General features: G+C 65.6%; 18 protein-coding genes. 9 read left to right on the top strand and 9 right to left on the bottom strand.

The window, feature by feature from the left end; genetic code table 11:
• Nucleotides 1–222: 222 nt before the first annotated feature.
• The gene (locus DQ229_RS10375; RefSeq protein ID WP_114966186.1) at nucleotides 223–1,032 is read left to right on the top strand and encodes a division plane positioning ATPase MipZ; all 810 of its coding nucleotides are present in this window, start codon (nucleotides 223–225) and stop codon (nucleotides 1,030–1,032) included.
• 70 nt (nucleotides 1,033–1,102) lie between these two features.
• Nucleotides 1,103–2,110, top strand: a complete 1,008-nt coding sequence (gene galE / locus DQ229_RS10370; RefSeq protein ID WP_114966185.1) for a UDP-glucose 4-epimerase GalE — start codon at nucleotides 1,103–1,105, stop codon at nucleotides 2,108–2,110.
• Between the two features lie 183 nt (nucleotides 2,111–2,293).
• Here galE and DQ229_RS10365 read toward each other — a convergent pair whose 3' ends face one another.
• The 5 genes from DQ229_RS10365 to DQ229_RS10345 form a co-directional block, all read right to left on the bottom strand.
• Nucleotides 2,294–3,223, bottom strand: a complete 930-nt coding sequence (locus DQ229_RS10365) for an electron transfer flavoprotein subunit alpha/FixB family protein (protein WP_114966184.1) — start codon at nucleotides 3,221–3,223, stop codon at nucleotides 2,294–2,296.
• Nucleotides 3,223–3,984 carry an electron transfer flavoprotein subunit beta/FixA family protein gene (locus DQ229_RS10360; protein ID WP_114966183.1) on the bottom strand — a complete coding sequence of 254 codons (762 nt, stop codon included), beginning with the start codon at nucleotides 3,982–3,984 and terminating at the stop codon, nucleotides 3,223–3,225. The genes DQ229_RS10365 and DQ229_RS10360 overlap by 1 nt, the downstream gene beginning before the upstream one ends.
• 191 nt (nucleotides 3,985–4,175) lie before the next feature.
• On the bottom strand, nucleotides 4,176–4,748 hold the full coding sequence (locus DQ229_RS10355) for a cob(I)yrinic acid a,c-diamide adenosyltransferase (protein WP_114966182.1): 573 nt from the start codon (nucleotides 4,746–4,748) through the stop codon (nucleotides 4,176–4,178).
• A gap of 1 nt (nucleotide 4,749) precedes the next feature.
• Nucleotides 4,750–4,953, bottom strand: coding sequence for a twin transmembrane helix small protein (locus tag DQ229_RS10350; RefSeq protein ID WP_114966181.1), 204 nt, complete (start codon nucleotides 4,951–4,953; stop codon nucleotides 4,750–4,752).
• A gap of 110 nt (nucleotides 4,954–5,063) precedes the next feature.
• On the bottom strand, nucleotides 5,064–5,900 hold the full coding sequence (locus DQ229_RS10345; RefSeq protein WP_114966180.1) for an LOG family protein: 837 nt from the start codon (nucleotides 5,898–5,900) through the stop codon (nucleotides 5,064–5,066).
• A gap of 91 nt (nucleotides 5,901–5,991) precedes the next feature.
• On the opposite strand from DQ229_RS10345, the gene dapD reads away from it, so the two are divergent.
• The 5 genes from dapD (at nucleotide 5,992) to rsmD (ending at nucleotide 9,592) form a co-directional block, all read left to right on the top strand.
• The gene (gene dapD / locus DQ229_RS10340; protein ID WP_114966179.1) at nucleotides 5,992–6,831 is read left to right on the top strand and encodes a 2,3,4,5-tetrahydropyridine-2,6-dicarboxylate N-succinyltransferase; all 840 of its coding nucleotides are present in this window, start codon (nucleotides 5,992–5,994) and stop codon (nucleotides 6,829–6,831) included.
• A 40-nt stretch (nucleotides 6,832–6,871) separates the two neighbouring features.
• On the top strand, nucleotides 6,872–7,279 hold the full coding sequence (locus tag DQ229_RS10335; protein WP_114966178.1) for a GNAT family N-acetyltransferase: 408 nt from the start codon (nucleotides 6,872–6,874) through the stop codon (nucleotides 7,277–7,279).
• 30 nt (nucleotides 7,280–7,309) lie between these two features.
• Entirely contained in the window at nucleotides 7,310–7,645 is a 336-nt protein-coding gene (locus DQ229_RS10330; protein ID WP_114966177.1) for a hypothetical protein, read from the top strand.
• A 201-nt stretch (nucleotides 7,646–7,846) separates the two neighbouring features.
• The gene (dapE, locus tag DQ229_RS10325; protein WP_114966328.1) at nucleotides 7,847–9,022 is read left to right on the top strand and encodes a succinyl-diaminopimelate desuccinylase; all 1,176 of its coding nucleotides are present in this window, start codon (nucleotides 7,847–7,849) and stop codon (nucleotides 9,020–9,022) included.
• Between the two features lie 3 nt (nucleotides 9,023–9,025).
• Nucleotides 9,026–9,592, top strand: a complete 567-nt coding sequence (rsmD, locus tag DQ229_RS10320; protein ID WP_114966176.1) for a 16S rRNA (guanine(966)-N(2))-methyltransferase RsmD — start codon at nucleotides 9,026–9,028, stop codon at nucleotides 9,590–9,592.
• Between the two features lie 40 nt (nucleotides 9,593–9,632).
• Here rsmD and DQ229_RS10315 read toward each other — a convergent pair whose 3' ends face one another.
• Nucleotides 9,633–11,075, bottom strand: a complete 1,443-nt coding sequence (locus DQ229_RS10315) for an aldehyde dehydrogenase family protein (RefSeq protein ID WP_114966175.1) — start codon at nucleotides 11,073–11,075, stop codon at nucleotides 9,633–9,635.
• A 375-nt stretch (nucleotides 11,076–11,450) separates the two neighbouring features.
• Here DQ229_RS10315 and DQ229_RS10310 point away from each other — a divergent pair, with 375 nt between their 5' ends.
• Nucleotides 11,451–18,155 carry a CHAT domain-containing protein gene (locus DQ229_RS10310; protein WP_162300829.1) on the top strand — a complete coding sequence of 2,235 codons (6,705 nt, stop codon included), beginning with the start codon at nucleotides 11,451–11,453 and terminating at the stop codon, nucleotides 18,153–18,155.
• A gap of 122 nt (nucleotides 18,156–18,277) precedes the next feature.
• Here DQ229_RS10310 and pnp read toward each other — a convergent pair whose 3' ends face one another.
• From pnp to rpsO, 3 genes are all read right to left on the bottom strand, one after another.
• On the bottom strand, nucleotides 18,278–20,398 hold the full coding sequence (gene pnp, locus DQ229_RS10305; protein WP_114966173.1) for a polyribonucleotide nucleotidyltransferase: 2,121 nt from the start codon (nucleotides 20,396–20,398) through the stop codon (nucleotides 18,278–18,280).
• A gap of 404 nt (nucleotides 20,399–20,802) precedes the next feature.
• Nucleotides 20,803–21,678, bottom strand: coding sequence for a lysophospholipid acyltransferase family protein (locus DQ229_RS10300; RefSeq protein ID WP_114966172.1), 876 nt, complete (start codon nucleotides 21,676–21,678; stop codon nucleotides 20,803–20,805).
• 387 nt (nucleotides 21,679–22,065) lie between these two features.
• Nucleotides 22,066–22,335, bottom strand: coding sequence for a 30S ribosomal protein S15 (gene rpsO, locus DQ229_RS10295; protein WP_114966171.1), 270 nt, complete (start codon nucleotides 22,333–22,335; stop codon nucleotides 22,066–22,068).
• Nucleotides 22,336–22,624: 289 nt separating this feature from the next.
• On the opposite strand from rpsO, the gene DQ229_RS10290 reads away from it, so the two are divergent.
• A complete protein-coding gene (locus tag DQ229_RS10290) occupies nucleotides 22,625–23,713 on the top strand; it encodes a calcium-binding protein (RefSeq protein ID WP_114966170.1) in 1,089 nt (362 codons plus the stop codon).
• Nucleotides 23,714–23,752: the final 39 nt, after the last annotated feature.

The following is a 23,752-nucleotide window of genomic DNA, read 5'->3' as shown; positions in this document are numbered from 1 at the left end:
CCGATTGGCGACGCCTTGCTGGTGCCGCCCCAGCAAAACGGCAGATTGCGATGCGATGGTCAACGGGCGGCGCCTGCCTTGCCCGATCAGGCCCTCCAATAGAATCGCAACTGCAACAGGTCTGCGCCGGATCGAACGCACCGGTTGCGCAGGCTTGTGAAGACCCGCCAAGATTCGTAAGGCTTTATCAGCAACAACAGCATCATTCAGGAAGACCGGCCAATGGCCCATATCATCGTCGTCGGCAACGAAAAGGGGGGGTCGGGCAAATCGACCACATCGATGCATATCGCGACGGCGCTGGCGCGGATGGGGCACAAGGTGGGGGCGCTCGATCTTGACCTGCGCCAGAAGAGTTTCGCGCGCTATGTCGAGAACCGCCGCGCCTTTGCCGAAGCGGAGGGTGTCGATCTGCCAAGCCCGGCCTACCGCGACCTGCCCGAGGTCGACCGCGAAAGCCTGCCGCCGGGTGAGAACATTCTTGACCACCGCCTTTCCATGGCGATGGCCGGGCTTGAGGCCGAGGCCGATTTCATCCTGATCGACTGCCCCGGTTCGCATACCCGGCTAAGCCAGATCGCCCACTCACTGGCCGATACGCTGGTGACGCCACTCAATGACAGTTTTGTCGATTTCGATCTGCTTGCCCGGATCGACGCCGCCACCAACAAGGTGAAAGGGCCGTCGATCTATTCGGAAATGGTCTGGAATGCGCGGCAGCTGCGTTCGCGCGCCGGGTTGAAACCGATCGACTGGATTGTTCTGCGCAACCGGCTTGGCCCGCAGCAGATGCACAACAAGCGCAAGGTCGGTGCCGCGCTCGAAGACCTCTCGCGCCGCATCGGCTTTCGCGTCGTGCCGGGGTTCAGCGAGCGGGTGATTTTCCGCGAGCTGTTCCCGCGCGGGCTCACCTTGCTCGATCTCAAGGAAATCGGGATCGAACAACTCAACATGTCGAATATCGCCGCACGGCAGGAATTGCGCGAGGTGATGGCAGCGCTCAGCTTGCCCGGGGTCGACGTGAATTTCTGAGATCAGGCGCGCGCGCCCTCCCCGCAGGCGGAAGAACGGGCGTGGCACGGCGAAAAGGGGGCGCGAGGCCATGCCGCAGACAGTTCTTCTGACCGGTGGCGCCGGATATATCGGATCGCATACCTATGTCGCGCTGGCCGAGGCCGGCTATCGGCCGGTGATCCTCGACAGTTTCGTCAATGCCCGCGATGATGTGCCGGAGCGACTGGCGCGGCTCACGGGGGCGCCGGTGTCGTGCCACCGCGCCGATATTCGCGATGCAACCGCGCTGCACCGCGTCTTCGCGGCCGAAAGGATCGATGCGGTAATCCATTTCGCGGCTCTCAAATCCGTGGGGGAGTCGGTGGCGCGCCCGCTCGATTACACCGAGACCAATATCGGCGGGCTGATGACATTGCTGCGGGTGATGGGCGAGGCCGGCTTGCACCGGCTGGTGTTTTCGTCCTCGGCCACCGTCTACGGCGCGCCGCAAACCCTGCCGATCCCCGAGACCGCCCCCGTGGGGCACACCAACCCCTATGGCTTCACCAAGCTCACCTGCGAACAGATCCTGCAGCAGCTTGCCGCCAGTGATCCGCGCTGGTGCTTCGGCATCCTGCGGTATTTCAACCCCGCCGGCGCCCATCACTCGGCCCTGCTCGGGGAAGACCCGCGCGACACCCCCAACAACCTGATGCCCTATCTGGCGCGCGTGGCGACGGGCGAGCTGCCCGCGCTGCAGGTCTTTGGCGATGACTATGACACCCCCGACGGCACCGGCCTGCGCGATTACATCCATGTCGAAGACCTTGCCCGCGGGCATGTGCTTTCACTCGGCGCGCTGCTGGAGCAAGGCGCCGGGCACCTGGTCAACCTGGGCACGGGGCAAGGGTATTCGGTGCTCGAGGTGCTGCGCGCCTACAGCCGGGCCTGCGGCCGCGACCTGCCGCATGTGATCGCCCCGCGCCGCCCCGGCGATGTGGCGGCCTGCTACGCGGATCCCTCGCGCGCTGCCGATTTTCTGGGCTTTCGCGCCTGCCGCACGCTCGACGAGATGTGCGCCTCGAGCTGGGCCTGGATCAGCGCCGCCCGGACCTGAGCCTTGTCTCCCTCGCCACGGTGGGCCTCTCGCACGCGGCCCCTTCTTCTTGGCAAAAGTATCCCCGCCGGAGGCATCTGCCATCGGCCGGAGGTGCAGGTGTCAGACCCTGGAGACAACCGACCGAAGAAAAACGCCCCGCCAGTACCGGCGGGGCGCTGTAATCTGCTTTCTGGCCCGCACCTACAGCTTTTCGGTCAGTTCCGGCACGGCGGTGAACAGGTCGGCGGCGAGGCCGTAGTCGGCGATCTGGAAGATCGGTGCTTCCTCGTCCTTGTTGATGGCGACGATGATCTTGCTGTCCTTCATCCCCGCCAGATGCTGGATCGCGCCGGAAATGCCCACCGCGATGTAAAGTTCGGGCGCGACCACCTTGCCGGTCTGCCCGACCTGCCAGTCATTGGGCGCATAGCCCGAATCCACAGCCGCGCGGCTGGCGCCCACGGCGGCGCCCAGCTTGTCGGCCAGCTTCTCGATCAGCGCGAAATTCTCGTCCGAGCCAACGCCGCGCCCGCCCGAGACCACACGCTTGGCCGAGGTCAGCTCGGGCCGGTCCGAGGCCGCGACATGATCCTCGACCCATTCGCTCAGCCCCGGCGCCTCGGGCACTGCCACGGTCTCGACGGGGGCCGCGTCGTTGCCTGTGGCGGCGGCCTCGAAACTGGCGGTGCGCAGGGTCAGCACCTTGACCGGATCGGCCGATTTTACCGTCTGGATGGCATTGCCGGCATAGACCGGGCGCTCGAACGTGTCGGCATCCACCACCCCCGAGACATCGGAAATCACCATCACGTCGAGCAGTGCCGCGACCCGCGGCAGGATGTTCTTGGCGTCCGTGGTCGCCGGCGCCACCACATGGCTGTAATCGCCCGCAAGGCTGACGATCAGCGCGGCGGTGGCTTCGGCCAGCCGGTGGCCAAGGCTTGCATCCTCGGCGCAGAGCACTTTTGCCACGCCTTCGATCTTCGCGGCCTCGCCCGCCGCATCGGCCGCGCTGGCGCCAGCGCAGAGCACCGTCACCTCGCCCAGCGTCTGCGCGCCTGCGACCGCCTTGGAGGTGGCGTCGAGATTGAGCTTGCCGTCGGTGACCTCACCCAGAAGAAGAACAGCCATCACAGCACCCCCGCTTCGTCTTTCAGTTTCGCAACCAGCTCGTCGACCGAGGCCACCATCACCCCGGCCTTGCGGCCTTCGGGCTCGGCGGTCTTCACGATCTCAAGCCGCGGGGTGACATCAACGCCGTAATCGGCGGGTGTCTTTTCCACGAGCGGCTTTTTCTTGGCCTTCATGATATTGGGCAGCGAGGCATAGCGCGGCTCGTTAAGGCGCAGGTCGGCAGTGACGATCGCGGGCAGCTTCACCGCGATGGTCTGCAAGCCGCCATCGACCTCGCGCGTCACGGTGGCGCGGCCGTCTCCCAACTCGAGCTTGGAGGCGAAGGTCGCCTGCGGCCAGCCCAGCAGTGCCGCCAGCATCTGCCCGGTGGCGTTCATGTCATTGTCGATCGCCTGCTTGCCGCAGATCACCAGGCCCGGCTCCTCCTCGGCGATGACGGCCGTCAAAAGCTTGGCCACGGCGAGCGGCTCGATGTCCTGGTGCACGTCCTCGGCGGCCACGATCAGGATCGCGCGGTCGGCCCCCATCGCGAGGCCGGTGCGCAGCGTCTCCTGCGCCTGCTTGACGCCGATCGAGACCACGACAACCTCGCTCGCCGTGCCAGCCTCGCGCAGGCGGATCGCCTCTTCCACGGCAATCTCGTCGAACGGGTTCATCGACATCTTCACATTGGCCAGATCAACCCCGCTCCCGTCCGCCTTCACCCGGACCTTCACGTTGTAGTCAATAACCCGCTTGACAGGCACCAAGACCTTCATCGGCAATTACTCCTCTTTGACCGCCACGCTGACGGGTGCAGGCGGCACCACGATTTCCCCGCAGGGCACGCGCGCCGCCCCGAAAGGCTGCGCGTGGACTCGGCGCAGGTTTAGCCTCTCTGCGCTGCGGAAAACAGTGAAAAATCGACGCGCCAGGAGGCGTGCGCGTCACCCGCCGCGCCGCGGTTGTTTCAGCGGTTTGCGCCCGGCACCCACAGGACATCGCCGCGACCCGTGTCATTCGCCATGCGCGCCGCACAGAAAAACCAGTCGGACAGCCGGTTGAGATAGCGCAGCGCGTCGGAATTGATTTCCTCGTGCCCGGCCAGTTCCACGACCAGGCGCTCGGCGCGCCGTGCGACCGTGCGACACAGGTGCAGATGCGCGGCCAGCGGGCCGCCGCCGGGCAGGACAAAGCTGCGCAGCGGCTCAAGCTGGCTGGTCATGGCGTCGATCTCGCGTTCCAGTCGCTCGACCTGTTGCGGCTGCATCCGTAGCACCGGGTAGGGGCTTTCGGCATCAGCCGCCATGTCGGGGCGGCACAGATCGGCGCCCAGATCGAACAGATCGTTCTGGATGCGGGCAAGCTGGGCGTCGGTTTCGCCCTCGGCATGCAGCCGTGCAAGGCCCAGCGTCGAGTTCAGTTCATCCACGGTGCCATAGGATTCTACCCGGGCCGAGGCTTTGCCTACCCGTGTGCCGTCACCCAGGGCGGTTTCGCCCGCGTCGCCGGTGCGCGTGTAGATGCGGTTGAGCACCACCATGTCAGCCCCCCCCCCGCAGGAAAACGAACAGCAGTATCAGCAGCACCGCCCCGGCCTGCGCGTAGATGCGGTAGCGCATCAGGCGATTGGCGTGCTTGCGGTTGAACTCACCGCCCTTGGCAAAGCCCGCGATACCGATCATGAGGATCACCAGCACCCCGAGCGAGGCAATGGCCGCGACGATGAACAATGGATCGTTCAGCATGGTCTTGTCCTTTCCACTGCCAGAACAGTTAATCCGTCATCGCCGAAAAGCGAACCGAAAACGCGTCAGCGTGCCTAGGGCGGGCCAGGCGCCCCGCATGCCGCCGTTTTTCAGGCTTGCTGGCGAGGGGCGAGTTCCGGCCAGTTGTCGATCAATTCCACGGCTTCTTCGGCGGTTTCGACAAAGCGGAAGAGGTCCAGGTCCTCGGCGGCGATGGTGCCTGCGTCGGCCAGAGCCTCCCAGTTGATGATGCGGCGCCAGAATTCTTCGCCGAACAGCAAGAAAGGTACCGGCTTCATCCGACCGCTCTGGATCAGGGTGAGCGATTCGAACAACTCGTCGAGCGTGCCGAACCCACCCGGAAAAATCGCGATGGCCGCCGCGCGCATGAGGAAATGCATCTTGCGGATGCCGAAATAGTGAAAGTTGAAGCACAGCTCGGGCGTGACATGCAGGTTGGGCGCCTGTTCGTGCGGCAGAACGATGTTCAGCCCGATCGAGACTCCGCCAGCCTCTTCGGCGCCCAGGTTCCCCGCCTCCATCACGCCGGGGCCGCCGCCGGTGACGATCACGTTTTCACGCCCGCCATTGGGCAGGTTCTTTTCGGTGATCTGCCGGGCAAAACGCCGGGCTTCCTCGTAATAGTGTGACAGGTCCGCCAGCGTTTCGGTGCGCGCGCTGTCACGGTTGGCGGGCGCAGGAATGCGCGCCCCGCCGAACATCACCACCGTCGAGACGATCCCCATGGCATCGAGCCCGAGTTCGGGCTTGAGAAGCTCCAGTTGCAACCGCACCGGACGCAATTCTGAGCGGCGCAGAAACTCGTCATCAGTAAATGCCAGCTTGTATGCAGGCGAGCGAGTCTGCGCCGTATCCGGTATGTGCCGTGCGGCTTCCACATCCTCGCGGGAGTCGCGAAAAGGGTGTTTGCGGCGTTCCTTGTCCATCAGGTGCTGTCCTTGCCTGCATTGCGCGTCTTTTCCCTTGCGTTTATAGCCTCGGGCGCCGCATGACCAGAGACGAGCAAGGGGAAGAACCATGTCCAGCACTGCCGCCAACGCGCAACTCGAAACCGCCATCGAAGCGGCCTGGGATGCCCGCGACCAGATCACCCCCGAGACGCGGGGCGAGACACGCGATGCCATCGAAGCCACGCTCAATGCGCTGGATTCGGGCAAGCTGCGCGTGGCTGAACGGCGCGCGAACGGTGACTGGCATGTGAACCAATGGGCCAAGAAGGCGGTGCTGCTGGGCTTCCGCCTGAAGGACATGGAGCCGCAGTCGGGCGGCCCGCAAGGTGGCGGCTGGTGGGACAAGGTCGACAGCAAGTTCAAGGGCTGGGGTCCGACCGAGTGGAAGGAAGCGGGCTTTCGCGCCGTGCCCAACTGCGTGGTGCGCCACTCGGCCTATATCGCGCCGGGTGTTGTGCTCATGCCCAGCTTCGTGAACCTGGGCGCCTATGTGGACGAGGGCACGATGGTCGATACCTGGGCCACCGTGGGCAGCTGCGCGCAGATCGGCAAGGGCGTGCACCTGTCGGGCGGCGTCGGCATCGGCGGCGTGCTGGAGCCCATGCAGGCCGGCCCCACCATTATCGAGGACAACTGCTTTATCGGCGCGCGCTCGGAGGTCGTCGAAGGCGTGATCGTGCGCGAGGGTGCGGTGCTGGGCATGGGCGTCTATATCGGCCAGTCCACCAAGATCGTCGATCGCGAGACCGGCAAGGTCAGCTATGGCGAGGTGCCCGCGGGGGCTGTGGTGGTTTCGGGCACCATGCCCTCGACCGGCGGCGTGAACCTCTACTGCGCCGTGATCGTCAAGAAGGTCGACGCCAAGACCCGCGCCAAGGTCGGCATCAACGAGTTGTTGCGGGATTGATCCGCGGAGGCCTTGCACCTGCGACCGGGAGGGCTGTGCCATGGGCGTGCGCTATCAGCGCGAAGAAATCGACGTGCAGGCCTTTGCAGATATCCTGCGGCGCTCGGGGCTGGCGGTGCGGCGGCCGGTGGATGACATTGGTCGCTTGCAGCGGATGCTCGATCACGCCAACCTTCTGATCACGGCGCGCGATTCTGAAACCGGCCAGCTTGTTGGTGTCGCGCGGTCGCTCACCGATTGGTCCTATGCCTGTTACCTGTCGGATCTGGCTGTGGATGCGGCATATGCGGGGCAGGGGATCGGCCGGCGCCTGATCGAGTTGACGCGCGACCACGCCGGCGAGGAAAGCATGTGCCTGCTGGTGGCCTCGCCCGATGCGGTGTCATTTTATGAACGTATCGGAATGCCCGCCTGCGATCGGGCCTTCCTTTACCCAAGGGCGCGTTGACGCGCGCCACCGCATCAACTCGGAGCCCCCATGACCGACACCCCGAAAAAGCCAAGGCGCCCGCAGCAGGTGTTCACCCTTGTCGTGCAGGTTGGCCGGTCGCCGGGCGACGGGCTGCCCGAAGGTGCCACCGGCGCGGCGCTGATGTGCTTTGCCTCGGGCGTCGACGAGGGCGAAGCCGTGCGCGAAACCGTCGCGGTGCTCAAGCAGGCCGACCTGGCACCACTTGACGTGACCAGCTACGGCACCGAGGCCGAGCGCCGCGCCGCCGGGCATGACATCAGCGACGACGAGCGCGCCCTGATGCAGCGCGCCGCCGACGAGAACGCCGTGATCGTCGCGCAGATGACCCCGTTTGACGACTAACGCCGCGCGATTGCGCCGGGGCCGCGCGCAGGCTACCTATGGCATGTTGTGCCTGATCGGTTTCACCCCGCCCGGGCCGCTTGCGGTCCGGGCATGCGCCCACCTCGGGCAGCCGCATGCCCTATGTTCGGACTCGAACGAGGGCGATCAAGCGCGACACGCTATAGACGGCGCCCTGACGCCCAGATGGAGCTCTCCGGCATGCCTGCCACCAATAAGCGAACCGCCCCCGACCCGGTCGCACTGACCGCTGATCTGATCCGCTGCCCCTCGGTCACGCCCGAGGATGCCGGCGCACTGGCGGTGATCGAAGGTCCGCTCAAGGCTGCGGGGTTCACCTGCACCCGCGTCGCGCGCGGCGGTGTGCAGAACCTCTTTGCCCGCTGGGGCGTGCGCGGGCATCCGCGCACATTCGGCTTCAACGGGCATACTGATGTGGTGCCGCCGGGCGACCTTGCGGGCTGGAGCGTCGATCCGTTCGGCGCCGAAATCCGCGACGGCCATATCTGGGGGCGCGGTGCGGCCGACATGAAATCCGGGGTGGCGGCCTTTGTCGCGGCGGCCATCGATATGGTGCAGACCGCCCCGCCTGACGGTGCGATCGTGATCGCCATCACCGGCGATGAGGAGGGCGATGCCCGCGACGGCACCCTGGCCCTGCTGGACTGGATGCGCACGCAGGGCGAGGCGATGAGCGTGTGCCTTGTCGGCGAACCGACCTGCCCCGCCCGCATGGGCGAGATGATCAAGATCGGGCGGCGCGGCTCGCTCACCGCGCGGATCACCGCGACAGGGGTGCAGGGGCATGTGGCCTACCCGCACCGGGCGCGCAACGCGGCAGGGGCGCTGGTGCGCCTGCTGGGCGGGCTGGCCGGGCATGAGCTTGACCGCGGCACCGCGCATTTCGACCCGTCCAACCTTGAGATCACCACCATCGACGTGGGCAACCCCGCCACCAATCTGGTCCCCGCCGAGGCCCGCGCCACGCTCAACATCCGCTTCAACGACACCCATAGCGGGGCCAGCCTGTCCGACTGGCTGCGCGACGAGGCTGCGCGGGTCGCCACTGAAACCGGCGTTGCGATCGACCTGGCCTGCGAGATTTCGGGCGAAAGTTTCCTCACCCCGCCGGGCCCTTTCCCCGATCTTGTCGTCCGCGCCGTCGAGGCTGAAACGTGCCTGCGCCCGGAGCTTTCCACGTCTGGCGGCACGTCGGATGCGCGTTTCATCAAGGATCACTGCCCGGTGGTGGAGTTCGGCCTTGTCGGCCAGACCATGCACCAGGCCAATGAGCGCGCGGAACTGGAGCACATCCGGCAACTCACGGCGATCTACCGGCGCATTCTGGGCGACTGGTTCGCCGGCGGGCAGGGCTGAGCCATGCGAATCATTGGCGGGCGCCACAAGGGTATGGCACTGGCCGACCTCGGGGCCGGCGATGCAGCGGCGCATCTGCGCCCCACCTCGGACCGGGTGCGCGAGAGCCTGTTCAACCTGCTGCAACACGCACCCCAAGGCGATCCGGTGCCGGGCGCGCGGGTGCTTGATCTCTTCGCCGGCACTGGTGCGCTGGGGCTTGAGGCGCTTTCGCGCGGGGCGGTGCATGTGACCTTCATCGATGATGGCACCAAGGCGCGCGCGCTGTTGCGTCAGAACATCGAGAGGATGCGCGCGATGGGGGGCACCAAGGTGTGGCGGCGCGATGCCACGCGGCTGGGCGAGCACCACGGCGCGCCGTTCACGCTGGTGTTTCTCGACCCGCCCTATGGCAAGGGGCTGGGGGAGCAGGCGCTGGCGTCGGCGGTGGCGGGCGGCTGGCTTGCGCCGGGGGCGGTGATCGTCTGGGAAGAGGCCGCCACGATGGAGCCGCCCCAGGGCTTTGCCTTGCGCGATGCGCGCCGCTATGGCGAGACTTGGCTGACCATCCTGGAATATCGCCCGCAATGAATGGCCCGGCCGCAGGGGCCGGGCGTTCGTCATGCGTGGCTCAATCCTCGGCGCCCCAGCCCGAGACGGCCTTGACCTCGAGGAAATCCTCGATCCCCCAGACGCCGCCTTCGCGCCCGTTGCCCGATTGCTTCATTCCGCCAAAGGGCGCGCCACGGCCACGTGGCTTGCCGTTCATCTCGACCATACCCGAGCGCAGCCGCCGCGCCACGCGGTGCCGGCGTGCATCGTCCTGGCTCTGGACGTAATTGGTCAGGCCATAGGGCGTATCATTGGCGATGCGGATGGCCTCTTCCTCGCTCTCGAAGGGGATGATCGACAGGACGGGGCCGAAGATTTCCTCGCGCGCGATGGTCATCTGATTATTCACATCGGCGAATACCGTCGGGCGCACGAAATGGCCGCGGTTGAGCCCCTCGGGCCGGCCCAGCCCACCGGCAACCAGCCGCGCGCCCTCGTCGATGCCGGCCTGGATCAGGCCCTGGATCTTTTCGAACTGCGCCGCGCTGACGACGGGGCCGATATGCGGCCCCTCGGTGCTTGCGGCCGCCACGCGCGTGGCCTCGGCCACCTCGCGCGCGGTCTCCACCGCTGCGTCATAGACATCGCGCTGCACCAGCATCCGGGTGGGCGCGTTGCAGCTCTGGCCGCTGTTGTTGAAACAGTGCCGGGCACCACGCGCGACGGCATCGTCGTCGGCATCGGCGAAGATCAGGTTCGCGCCCTTGCCGCCCAGCTCAAGATGCACACGCTTGAGCGTATCGGCCGCGTTCTTGGAAATTGCGATGCCTGCGCGGGTCGAGCCGGTGAAGCTGACCATATCGACATCCCTGTGCCCCGAAAGCTGCGTGCCCACGCCGGGGCCGTCACCATGGACCAGGTTGAACACCCCTGTGGGCACGCCGGCCTCGTGCAGGATTTCGGCATAGAGGTGCGCCGAAAGCGGCGCGATCTCGGAGGGTTTGAGGATCATCGTGCAGCCCGCCAGCAAGGCCGGGATCGTCTTGAGCGTGATCTGGTTCATCGGCCAGTTCCACGGTGTGATCAGCGCGCAGACGCCGACGCCCTCCTTGATGATCCGGTCCTCGGGGGCGTGCGGGCCAAGCGGCGCGATGAATTCGACCTTCTCGAAGGCCTCGATGAAGGCGCGGATGTGGTTTAGCCCCGATTGCGCCTGGCTACGGCGCGACAGGTTGATGGGCGCGCCCATTTCAAGGCTGATGGTGCGCGCCATGTCATCCTTGCGGGCCTCATAGACCTCGCCGATGCGCTTCACCAGTTCCAACCGTTCGCGTGGGTCGCTCAGCATCCAGTCGTCGAAAGCCGCGCGCGCGGCGGCGACAGCGGCATCGGTATCGGCCTGCCCGCCAAGCGAGATCATGCCGCAGACTTCTTCGGTTGAAGGGTCGATCACCTCGAAATCGCGCCCCTCGCGCGGGGCTACCCATGCGCCATCAATGTAGAATTCACGCCTGTCGTGCATTCGGGCCTCCTGTGGTTTGGCAGCAACTTGGCACCCCCGCGCAGCAGTGGCAAGGGTGCCTCGCAGCGTCGGCAGGCGTTTGGCACGCCCAGAGGTGCTGGGCCGCCGCGCCTGCGAGCAACTGCCTGCCTGCCTGTGGAATACAGGTTATGATATCGGGCGCGGCTGGTGCTTTTCAAATCCGCGCATCACGATCGGCTTCACGGCTGATCATGCGGTGTTGATACATTTTTTCTTTCCGCCAGCCGATTGAATCGGCTTAGGATCGTTCCCGATTGGCCGGGCGAGAGCAGACCCGAGATATTTTTGCCAGGGAGAAGGCCGGAGATGCATCCCCTTCAAACGATGAATTGCCGGATCATTGCATTTCTGAGTGTGCTTGTTGTCGCCGCGACCGCGCTTGCCTCGGTGGCACGGGCCGAGGGCGCCGGGCTCTACCTGCCGCAGAGGCTTGCGTCCGCACAGCTGGAGGGCGCCACCGACCTTTTCGCAGACCCGCGGATCAGGAGGTGGTCAGCGGCGTTCCTGCAGGGGCCGGATGATCTGCAAACCCTTGTCCAAGAGGTCGAGGCCGATCTGCTGGGGAACGAGACCCACCCGATGAGCATCCATGTCTGGTTCTCGTTGAAACAGGCGCAGGGTGAGGTCAGCGCAACCCAACTGCCCGAGCTGCCCGGCGCATTGCCGCCCGAGCGTGCCCGGCGCAAGGAGATCGCCCTGCGCATCTTTCAGAGTGAGCAGTATCGCCAAGACGACGATGTGACCGAACTTGCGCAGGCGGCGCTCGATCTGGGGGTGTCGGACTACTGGTCCATGTTCGAACTTGCCGGGTCCGCGCAGGGCGCAGAACTGCAGCAGATACAGGCACGCGCCGCGACGCTTTACCCGGGTGATTTCGGCCTGGCCTGGTCCATACCGGCCTCCGGGCTGGATGGCGCGACCGTTGGCGGCGGCGCGGCGCAGACGTTTCGCGACTGGCGCGCCGCGACCCCGCGCGCCGAGGCGGCCGATATCCGCCAGGCGGTGCATGCCTGGCTGGAACACACGCCAAATGACACCAACGCGCTGCGGCGGATGTATTACCAATATATCGACACGCAGGATTTCGAAACGGCGCTCGATTACATGCTGCGGGCCGAGCAGGCCTACCCTTTCATACGGTTCAACACCGCGCTTGTCGCGCGCGGGTTGGCATTGACGCGTCGTTTCGATGACTTGCCCGGCGAAATCGAACAGCGTGCCGCGCGCAGTTTCGCGCCGGAGGCCCGCGACAGGCAGGCCGCGCTGAGCATGATCACCGGGCTGCGCATCGCCGGGGAGCTTGGCAAAGCCCGCGCGGTGGCGCTGGAGGTGCTCGAGGCTTTCCCCGATGACCCGGACCTGGCCCTGGCGTTGGCCCTTGTCGTTCGTGACGAGGCTCGCCCCGACGAGGTCGTGGAACTGCTGATGCCCGTGGCAACCGCCGATCCGGCCTTCCGCCTGGCCCATCAAGAGCTTGCCACAGCTCTGAACCAGGCCGGGCGCCATGCCGAAGGTGCGGGGTTGGCGCAGGCGTGGCTGCAATCGGGGCAACGGCTGACGGTAGAGCAGATCAACACCTGGCGCTCTGCGCTTTTATCGCTGGGCCGGGCGGGCGATACGCCACAACTCTTGCCTCTGGTCCGGCGGGATGCCCCGGACGCGGTCTGGGTCGAGGGCAATTTCGCTTTCGATCTGAATGCCGCCGGTCGCAGCCCGGAGGCGTTTGAATTGCTGGCGGGTATGACCGCGCAGGGGCGGTTCACCGGCTGGACCCTGGCCCGCCTGGCTGATTATGCCCGCGACACCGGGCGCGAGGACGAAGCAAGAGAGGTGCTTGAGGCGGCGCTTCGGCAGTTTCCCCATTCGCTCCATATGTGGCGTGAGCTTGCCCGCCTTTCGCCTGATGCCGGGGCTATCTGGCAACGCGCACGCGAAGCGGCGCCGCGCTCCGCGTTCGGCTGGGTGGAAGAGGCCCGCGAAGTTCAGGGTGACGAACTCGAAAACTGGGCTGAAGCGGTCGCAATACTTAACGAGGGCATCACGGCGCTTGAGGCCGGACAGGCGCTTTCGGGCGAACTGAGCCGCCTCTACGATGCCCGTGCGATTACCCGCGATGGCGCGATCCGGCACCGACGCGTGGAGGCGCAGCCACATGCGGAGCAGGTGCTGGACGATATCGAGATGGCGCGTCACCACGGTCTGGGCGCGAGGAACTACTGGCTGCAACGCCGCCTGACGCTGGGGCGGATAGGCCCCTCGTCGGAGTCGACCGAGGCGGTGTTGAAAGCCCACACCTTGAATGACGAAGAGGCCTGGAAGCGGTTTTTCGATGCCGACGTGCGCGAGAATCTGAGGATCGGCGGTTATGCCTTCGTGGCGGCCCATGAATACCTCGACCGTGCGCCCCGTGACGGCAGCCGCCTGCGCGAAGTGGCCGAGCGCCACGCGCGCTGGGGGGGATCGCCAGTGGTGGCGCTGGATCTGCTCGAGCGGAATGACCGTGCAAACCCCGGCACAGGCAATGACAGCATTCGCGGCTCGGCCCTGAGCAGCCTTGGCCTGTATCGCGAGGCTTACGAGCTTCGCTATTCCCGTGCCGGTTCGGTCTCGCCAAGTGACAGGTATGTGCGCTGGCTGGAGAGCGCGCGCGCAAGCGCGCATGGTGGCGCGCATAATGTTCTCAGCCGGATCGATTTCGAGGCGGCAACTGTCGTGCTTCGCCGTCCCGACGGGATCATGGAAGAACGCCGCTACCACCCGGTTACGGGCGCTCTGACCTATCTGCGCGTCGGGGCCGCCTGGGTCGAGTTCACCTATCGGGACGGGCTGCATCTGACAGAGATTCGCACCGGAACGGGCCAATCGGTGCGCCTTGGCTATGACGACGGGCCGCTTGATCCGATGGCCGGCCGCAATATCGTGGAGCTTCAGGCTGACGGCCATGAGGCACTGTATTTCACGTATAACGAACAGGGGCTCCCGGTTCACATCCGCATTGAGGGCATTGGTGCGATCAGCGTGGAGTATGATGCGCATGGCGAAATTCTGCGCGTGGAGGGCAAGGCAGAGGGCGAAGGGGGCAGCGACACGCGGATCGCCCTGCAGGTGACGCAGGCCTTTCAGCAATTGCTTTCGATGATCCAGCTTGCCGAGCAGCAGGCAAACTTCAGCGAACTGCCCTTTGAAGACGAAGAACTTGATGCGTTGCGTGACGGGTATTGGAGCGACCTCGGCGTCGAGCCTGAGGCAGCGCTTGCGCTTGCTCGTGACCTTTATGCAAAGCGTGCTGCGCAGCCCGGCCATGCGGCGGAACTATTCGATACTGTCCGGCCGCTGATCTTTGACGCGATCGACGGCCGTCCGGGAGCAACGTCTGCCCAGGGGCTTGAGGCGGTCGGGCTGTGGCACGCCATGGCGCGCGATGTCTTTGATGAGGGGCTGCCGCAGGATGAATGGCGAAACTGGCTCGAGATGCGCGACTGGGCGTTGGAACAGGGCACGGACGAGGCCCGCGCGCTTGCCGCAGCCTTTGCCGAGGCCCCGCTGCGCAGGCTTTCGACGGGCGGGTGGCTGCGCAACTCTTTCCTGTCGAATCCCGGCTTGTGGCGGCATCACCGGCAGGGGGCCGTTGTTCCGCCCGCGCTCGAGGGGCTTGCGGCGACCAATGCGGTTCTGGTGCGTGCAAACGGCGATCTGCTGGTGGGCACGCAGCGCGGCCTCTCGGTCATGCGCCGCGGGTTCTGGGAGTGGCACGGATTCGACCGCTCGGCGGGCAGGTTTTCGCCCAATCTGGATTATGACCGGGCCGAGGCCTATTCGACCATTCATGCGATGTTCGAGGATGATGGCGGTGCGCTCTGGCTGGGCACTGCCGGTGGCCTGATGCGGCTGGGGGGCGATTATACCGATCCGCCTGAAATCCGCGCGCAGGGGAGCACCGGTATGCCCGAGGGCGCCGTAAGCGCCATGGCTGCGACAGGTGAAACACTGTGGGTCGGCGGCGCGGGCGGGCTTGCGCGGGTGTCGATGCAGCCGGATGCCGTGCCGGCTCTGGAAAGCCGCGAGGCCGTCCTCTGGTTGCGTGCGATCAACGAGGATGAGCTGGTCATCGGCCGGCAGGACCGTGTTGAGTTGATCGGCCCCGACGGCATCCGCTTGCTGAGTGACGAGCAATTGACAGACATCATTGTGTGGCAGGGGCGGATACTGGCCATTCGGGGCGCGCAGGTTCTTGAGGGGGCCGTAATGCCCGAGGGGCCGCTGCGTTTCAGGGTGCTGCCCGAGCAGGAAACCATCGCCCAGGGCGGGCGGATATACGGTTTCTCGGAAGTGCCGGTCTTCGAGGGGGAAACAGCGCTCGGTGTGCGCACCGATCAGGGGGTCTCGCTCTATCGTGACGAGCGTTTCGAGCATTTCGAACTGCCCGGCCAGGACCGGATCGAGCCCGTCTCGGCGCTTGACGTGTCGGGGCACCGGCTGTTGCTGGCCACCCAACGGGGTGTTTCGGTGCTGGAGGAAGCCGATGCGCGGCTGGTGCTGGAAGCCGACGTCACCGCCATGCTGACGCGGCCCGACCTTGGCGCGACACTTGTGGCCAGCTCATGGGGCGGCATACGCGCGATTGACCACCAGGACCCTTTCGCGCCGCCCCAGCCTGTCACCTTCACCGAGACGACGGCCATGACCAGCGGCCCCGATGGCACGCTGCTTGTGAATGACGGCGCGCGCATCCTGCGCATGACCCCGCGCGATGACGGCCAGTTTGACACGTTGGAACTGTTTGACGCGCGCCCTGGGCAGAGCATCACCGGCACTTCGACCGAGGTGCGGCAGATTCTCGTCGATCGCGAAAACACCATATGGGTGCTGACCGGCCCCAGCCTTTTCAGGCTGCGCGAAGGCGAAAGCCAGGCGAAGGAATTCAGCGTTTTCCTGCGTCAGCCCTATTTCGATGTCCGCTCCGACATGCTCTCGCGGCTTGTGGAAACGACCGATGGGCGCATCCTGCTGGTGGCCTCGAACGAGGCCCATCGCATCTGGAACGGCATCATCCTGTCAGGCGGGTTGTTCGAATATGATGGCGAGGGTTTCCATCCGGTGGGCGATGATGTCATCGGCGGCTGGTTTCTTACCGGCTACACGCCGTTGGAAGACGGCCGTGCCATCGTCGGGACAAACAGCGGTTTTGCCATTCATTCGCAGGCAAGGTTTCAGGACCTGCGTCTTGCCGAGGATGCCAGCTACCTCGCGCTTCGCAGCCGGGAACTGGCGCTGCACCTGGGGACCGAGGGCGTGCACCTGGGGGATGGCCTTTATCTTTTCGGAACCGCGGGCGGTGTCGTCGGGTATCGCGATGGGGTCTGGTTTTACCCCGAGCGCCTGAACTGGATGCTGCCCGCGCAGCAGCACGCCGCCTATGGTGGGCGCGCAATGCGCGGCATCGAGACCGACCCGCTGGGCCGGATCTACATGGCGACCGATTTCGGCGTGACCGTTTACGACCCGCGCGGCGCCGGGCCGGAGGCATTCCTGATCGGCGAGGCGCAGGGAAATTTTGCCTTTTCGGCCCTTGAAAGCCGCAAGATGGCCGAAGTGAGCGATATCCTGCTTGAGGCGCTTCCGCCCGACAGCGACGCAGGGCAGCGGCTGGAGGCGTTTCGCGAAATCCGCCGTCAGCTTGCAAGGCTGGAGGAGGAACTGGCCCTGGGCGGGGATCGCGGCGGCAGCGGCGCCGGCCAGATCGAGCGCCGCATCGCGCAACTCCGGCAGCGCGACATCGCCTTTCTTGCCGATCTGGAGCGAAGCGAGCCCGCGCTTTTCGCGATGCTTCAGATCAACCCGCTGGACTTGCAGGCGCTGGGCCGCGAGCTTCCTGATGGTGTTGCGGTGCTTCAGTTCCTGCCGGGCGAGCGGGCGCTCTATCTCAACCTGATCTCGCGCGAGGGGCAGGAGATCCGTCAGGTCGACGTGACGCGCCAGGAGCTTGAGGCGGTCACACGCCGTGCTGCGACCGCGCTTGCTGAACAGGCCGCGGGGCGGATTGGCGGCGCGGCGGGCAGGGGGGGCGACGCCTTGCCTGACGGCGGCGACCTGAGCGATCTGGCGACTTTGCTCTCTGGTGCGCAGTCCGGCGGTCTTTCGGGCGGCAATGACCAACCCGCGCCCGACGAGGGGGGCGCCGGCGGGCAGATGCGTTCGGGGGTTGCGCTTGGTGTGCCAGGGCTCGACGATGCGGCCGCTGAACGGCTCAACCGCGATCTGGCGTGGCTTTACGATCAGCTTCTGCGGCCGGTCGAACACGCGCTTGCACCCTTTGATCTGGTTCTCGTGGCGCCGACCGGGGTGCTCAGCTATGTTCCTGCCGGGGCGCTGGTGCGCGATCTGTCGGGCCCGCGCCCCCGCTACGCCGTGCAGGATTTCACCTTCGGCAAGGCCAGCTCGCTTTATTCGCTCCAGTCGCACCTGCGGCATGTGCCCGGTTTCGCCTTCGGGCATCTCGTCTTTGGCGACCCCGACGGCAGCTTGCCCGGCGCCCGCAGCGAGGCAGAGGAAATCGCCCGACTGCTGGCTGACGATCCCGTCGATCTGAAGATCGGTGAAACCGCCACGATCGACGCGCTGATCGACGGGGCGCGCGATGCGCGGTTTCTGCATCTGGCGATGCACGGCAAGCTCGATCATCGCGATCCGCGCAACAGCTATCTGCTGCTGGCCGACGGGCACCGCCTGACCCTGCCGCAAATCATGACCCTGCCGCTTGCGAACGCGGAACTGGTGTTCCTTTCGGCCTGCGAGACGGGGCTGGGCGTCAGCGGCATCGAACACCGCACGATCGCGCAGGCCTTCAACCATGCCGGCGCGCCAAGCATCATCGCCACGCATTGGGAGGTGGAGGATACCGCCACGCGGGAACTGGCGCTGGGCTTCTACGCGGCTCGTCAGGAAGAGGGTGGATCGGCGTTTGCGCTGGCCCGGGCGCAGCGGGCGATGATCGCCCGAAGCGATGCGATGTCGCTGCCCGGCTACTGGTCGGGATTCAGCGTGTTCGGCAAACCCTGACCCCAGTGGCGACACGGGGCGTTCGGCCCGCCGTGCAGGCCCGTGCCGGCAATGCGAAACCCCCGGACGACAGCGTCCGGGGGTTTGCTTGGTTCATGCGGAAAGGCGTCGCCTTTCGGGTATTACTCGGCGGCGATTTCCTCGCCGGTTTCCTGGTCGACCATCTTCATCGCCAGGCGAACCTTGCCACGATCATCAAAGCCCAGCAGCTTGACCTTCACCTCCTGCCCTTCCTGGAGCAGATCGGAGGGGTGGTTGAGCCGCTTGTTGGCGATCTGGCTGACATGCACCAGCCCGTCGCGCTTGCCGAAGAAGTTCACGAAGGCGCCGAAATCGACGATCTTAACGACCTTGCCGGTATAGATCTGCCCCACTTCGGGCTCGGCCACGATCGCATAGATCATGTCATGGGCCTTCTTGATGGCCTCGGCATTGTTCGAGGCGATCTTGATCACGCCATCGTCGTTGATGTCGACCTTGGCGCCCGACACCTCGACAATCTCGCGGATCACCTTGCCGCCGGTGCCGATCACTTCACGGATCTTGTCGGAGGGCACGGTCATGGTCTCGATGCGCGGGGCATATTCCGAGAATCCCTGCGGTGCCGAAAGCGCCTTGTTCATCTCGCCGAGAATGTGCATCCGCCCGGCCTTGGCCTGGTCCAGCGCCTGCTCCATGATCGCGGGGGTGATGCCCGCGACCTTGATGTCCATCTGCAGCGAGGTGATGCCAGCTTCGGTCCCGGCGACCTTGAAATCCATGTCGCCCAGGTGATCCTCGTCGCCGAGAATATCGCTCAGCACGGCCCAGCGGCCGTCTTCTTCGAGGATCAGGCCCATCGCCACACCGGCAACCGGCGCCTTGAGCGGCACGCCTGCATCCATCATCGACAGCGACGCCCCGCAGACCGTGGCCATCGACGACGACCCGTTGGACTCGGTGATCTCCGACACGACGCGGATGGTGTAGGGGAAATCGGTCGCCATCGGCAGCACTGCCTGCAGCGCCCGCCAGGCGAGCTTGCCATGGCCGATCTCGCGCCGTCCCGGAGGGCCAAAGCGCCCGACCTCGCCCACCGAGTAGGGGGGGAAGTTGTAGTGCAGCAGGAAGTTCGACTTGGAGTTGCCGGTCAGCGCGTCGATGAACTGCTCGTCCTCGCCGGTGCCCAGCGTGGAGACGACCAGCGCCTGGGTCTCGCCACGGGTGAACAGCGCCGAGCCATGCGTGCGCGGCAGCATCCCCACCTCGGCCACGATCGGCCGGATGGTCTGGTTGTCACGGCCATCGATACGGGCGCCGCCCGAGATGATGTCGCCACGCAGGATGGCGGATTCGAGCTTCTTGAAGGCCGCGCCGAGATTGCTGTCTTCCAGCTCTTCCTCGGTCAGTTGTGCCTTCACGGCGTCGCGCGCGGCGGAAATGGCCGTGGTGCGCTCCTGCTTGTCGCGGATCGCGAATGCGGCGCGCATCTGCGCTTCGCCCAGCGATTTCACCCGCTCATAAAGCGCGCTGTAATCGGGCGGCTGAAAATCGAACGGCTCTTTCGCGGCATCTTCGGCCAGGTCGATGATCAGGTCGATCACCGGCTGCATGGCTTCGTGGCCGAACTTGATCGCGCCCAGCATTTCCTCTTCCGAAAGCTCGTAGGCTTCGGATTCGACCATCATCACCGCGTCCTTGGTGCCGGCGACGACCAGGTCGAGCCGCTGCTCGGAATTCTCGCGCAGCTTCTGCATGTCGTCGACTTCGGGGTTGAGGATGTATTCCCCATCGGCATAGCCCACGCGGCAGGCGGCGATCGGCCCCATGAAGGGCACGCCCGAAATGGTCAGCGCGGCCGAGGCGGCGATCATCGCCACCATGTCGGGCTCGTTCACCAGATCGTGGCTGAGCACCGTGCAGATGACCAGAACCTCGTTCTTGAAGCCGTCCACAAACAGCGGGCGGATCGGGCGGTCGATCAGGCGGGAGGTCAGCGTTTCCTTCTCAGACGGGCGCGCCTCGCGCTTGAAGAAGCCGCCGGGCACCTTGCCCGCGGCGTAATAGCGTTCCTGGTAATGCACGGTCAGCGGGAAAAAGTCCTGACCGGGCTTCGCCTGCCGGGCGAAAGTGACATTGGCCATGACCGAGGTCTCGCCCATCGTGGCGATGACCGAGCCGTCAGCCTGACGGGCAACCTTGCCCGTTTCCAGGGTGAGGGTTTCCTCGCCCCATTGCATGGATTTCGTGGTAGTTTTGAACATTCAACGTATCCTGTAAGGGAGCGCTCCCGGGCCCATCCCGGGTCTCCCGTTCCTGTGGCGGCCCCATTGCCGCCGACCCCAATCCTTCGCATCACGCCGGGGTCAGAGCGTCACGTCTCAGATGGTCGGGGCCATACAGGAAAAACGAGGGTTTGGGAAGTGGGGGCGTGGGGGGTGGTGGCCTTTCGGTCCTTGACCGACAGTCGGCAACTGAAGGCGACGTCCCCGACGCGATCAGCCGTGCTTGCCGCTGGATTTCTGCCCCGGCAATGAACGGTGCGGAACAAGGAAAGGCACGATCACCCCGTCACCAGATCTCTGGTCGTCGGGCGGGCCGAGGGCGAGCTTGGCGCAAGCGGCAGAATATGCGTGGCCATTTCGAAGCGGACCCGTCCGGGACGCCGTCACGCCCCTTTCCAGCGACCCAGAAGCCAGTACCACTGATCGGGATTGGCACGGATGCGTTTCGACAGGCTGTCATTGAAGGCCTGCGTCATGGTGAGGCTGTCAGTGTGGGGAACGGCCTCCTCGAACTCCACGTTGAAGGTGCTGCCATCTCCCGTGCGCGTGCCGTAGGCCGGGACCATCGGCAGGTCATATTTCAACGCGAGCTGTGCGGCGGCCAGAGATGTCAGTGCCGGCATCCCGAGGAAGGGAATACGCACGCCTTCGGCATATTTTTCGTCAAGGAGGATCGCGATGAAACCGCCGCTGCGCAGATGGCGCACAAGCGCCTTCGTTCCGATCGTTCCGGTTTCAAGGATTGGCTTGCCGCCCGCTTCGATACCGGCCAGCAGCCGGCGTTGATAATGGAGGTTGGTCTGCGGCCGGTAGACGGCGCCGGTTTCCAGGTCGCGCGCCTTCAACACGGCGCGCACCGCCTCCCATTGCCCGAAATGACCAGAGACGATGATGGCGCCCTTTCCGGCCGCGCGGGCTGCTTCCAGCGCTGCAAGGCCGGGGCCGGAGGCGTTGAATTTTTTTCCTTGGGTCTGGAACTCGGCACAGTGGTAGATCTCGAACAGCGTCCGACCCATGTTGCGGCCCATCTCGCGGCTCAGTATCGCCCTTCTGCCACGCGGCATGTCGGGATAGACGCGCAGCAGTTCGCGTTCGAATTTCCGTCTGGCCGGGGGGAACCAGCGCATGACCCAGCCAATGGCCGACCCCAGGGCGCGCGAACGCGTCTCGAATGTCCGCCATCGCGAATAGGTCAGCGCCGACAGCAGCGGCAGGTACCTGACATGCTGCCAGTAAGAGATGAGTCGCCGGGGAAGCATATGATGCATATGGTCGTTTTTCCTGGATTCACCAAGGCCAAACCGGGACCGGGCCGCAGAAATGCGCTGAGCGCAGACCGTCCGATCAACCTTGCTTTTCCGTGGGTTCAAGGCTGTGGCGAACTTATCCACATGCCGAGCGGCGCAGCGGCGCGTCGTATGCGCCAATGAATTTGTTCAGCGAGCCGTCGCCCTTGAAGAATACCTTTGCATCTGCTCGGCTATGATGATGGCGTGGATACCCAATTCTAACGCGATGGTTTCGATACACATCACATTGGCACATCGCGATGCCGGCAAGCGGCGGCATCTGGCCATCAATAGTGCCCCTCAATACAAAACGCCCGCCGAAGGGGCGGGCGTTCCTTATCCTTGTCGCGGCAGGCCTCAGCGGCGGATGCCGAGGCGGCTGATGAGCGACTTGTAGCGCTCTTCGTCCTTGGCGCGCACATAGTCCAGCAGCTTGCGGCGCTGGGCGACCATCATCAGCAGCCCGCGGCGCGAATGATTGTCTTTCTTGTGCGTCTTGAAGTGCTCGGTCAGCGTGGTGATGCGCTTGGTCAGGATCGCGACCTGCACCTCGGGCGAGCCGGTGTCGCCGTCCTTGGTGGCGAAATCCTTGATGGTCTGGGCTTTCTCTTCGGCAGTGATCGACATCGGGGTCTCCTGTTCAAAGGGTTAAGGCACAAGCCGGGATGTCGTCCAGCAGGGCCCGTGGAGGTGTCCGCAGCGCGCGGCTGCGCGTGAGGATGGCTGCCTATAGGGGAAAACCGCGCCGATGAAAAGGGGGCGCGGCTTGCATGCAGAGGGCGCGTTAACCAACTGGCGCGAATCCCGGCGGGCGGCGCCCCGGCCTGTGCTAGGCTTGCCTCGGGTGACAGAACTGGCCGCCATATACGGGCGGGCCTGGCACGCGTTTCTCTATATCTGAACGGGGTGCGGGCCGATGCTGGCTTTGACAGGGGTGTTGGGCTTGATCGCGGCGGGTGTTTTCGCCGATTCGTTCGTGCGCGGGGCGGTGACGTCCGACGCATCGGCAGAGGACGATGACGACCCGTTCGGCGACGGGGCGCCCATGACGCCGCAGGGCGCAGGAGCCCTGGACTTGGGGCCGGATACCGGCGAGGAAGGGCTGTCGGAATGGGATTTCCTGCTGCTTGACCTTTGGGAGGATGACAGCCTCGAAGAGCCCGCTCTCGGCCTTTTCCCCGATGCCCCTGAAAGCAGCGATCTGCCGGTCAGCATCCCCGACCTGGAGCTCCACGCCGGAACGGATGGCGCGTTTCTGGCCGGTGGCGACGGCGATGATACGCTCTGGGGCGGGGCGGGGGATGACACGTTGTCGGGCGGCGTGGGCGACGATGTTTTGCACGCGGGCGACGGCAGCAATCACCTGCTGGGCGGCGCCGGCGACGATGTGCTGCGTGGCGGGTCGGGCAATGACACGCTCGATGGCGGGCCGGGTAGTGACACGCTGGTCGCGGGCGGCGGCGACAACTTGCTGCGCGGCGGCGCGGGCGATGATGTGCTGATCGGCGGCGACGGGGCGGATTCGCTGATGGGCGGGTATGGCGACGACCTGTTGCGGGCCGGCACGGGCGGGCAGACCCTGTTCGGCGGGGCCGGCGACGATACGTTGGTCGGCGCGGTGCTCGATGACGCGGGGCGCGATGTGGGCGGTGCCAATTTCCTCAACGGTGGCGCGGGCGACGATCTGTTGATACTCGGGCAGGGGGATATTGCCCATGGTGGCAGCGGCGCCGACAGTTTCATGCTGGGCAGCTGGCTTGACGAGGAAGGCACGGCCCTGATCCAGGATTTCGATCAGGCGCAGGACCGGCTGGTGCTGGCCTATGACCCGGCGGTGCATCCCGACCCGCAGATCACGCTGGACAGCGTGCCGGATGATCCGGGCGCGGTGATCGTACGGCTGGACGGTGTGCCGCTGGCCAAGGTGCAGGGCGGCGCTGGGCTGACGGCGCAGGATATCGACCTGATCGACGAATTGCCGCCGATCCTGATGCACGCAGGCTGATCTGCCGGCGCACCGGGCCCGAGGCCTTGCCTGCGGCGG

The organism is Alkalilacustris brevis (assembly GCF_003350345.1).
Classification (GTDB): domain Bacteria; phylum Pseudomonadota; class Alphaproteobacteria; order Rhodobacterales; family Rhodobacteraceae; genus Alkalilacustris; species Alkalilacustris brevis.
This window is presented reverse-complemented; position numbering and strand designations above follow the sequence as displayed.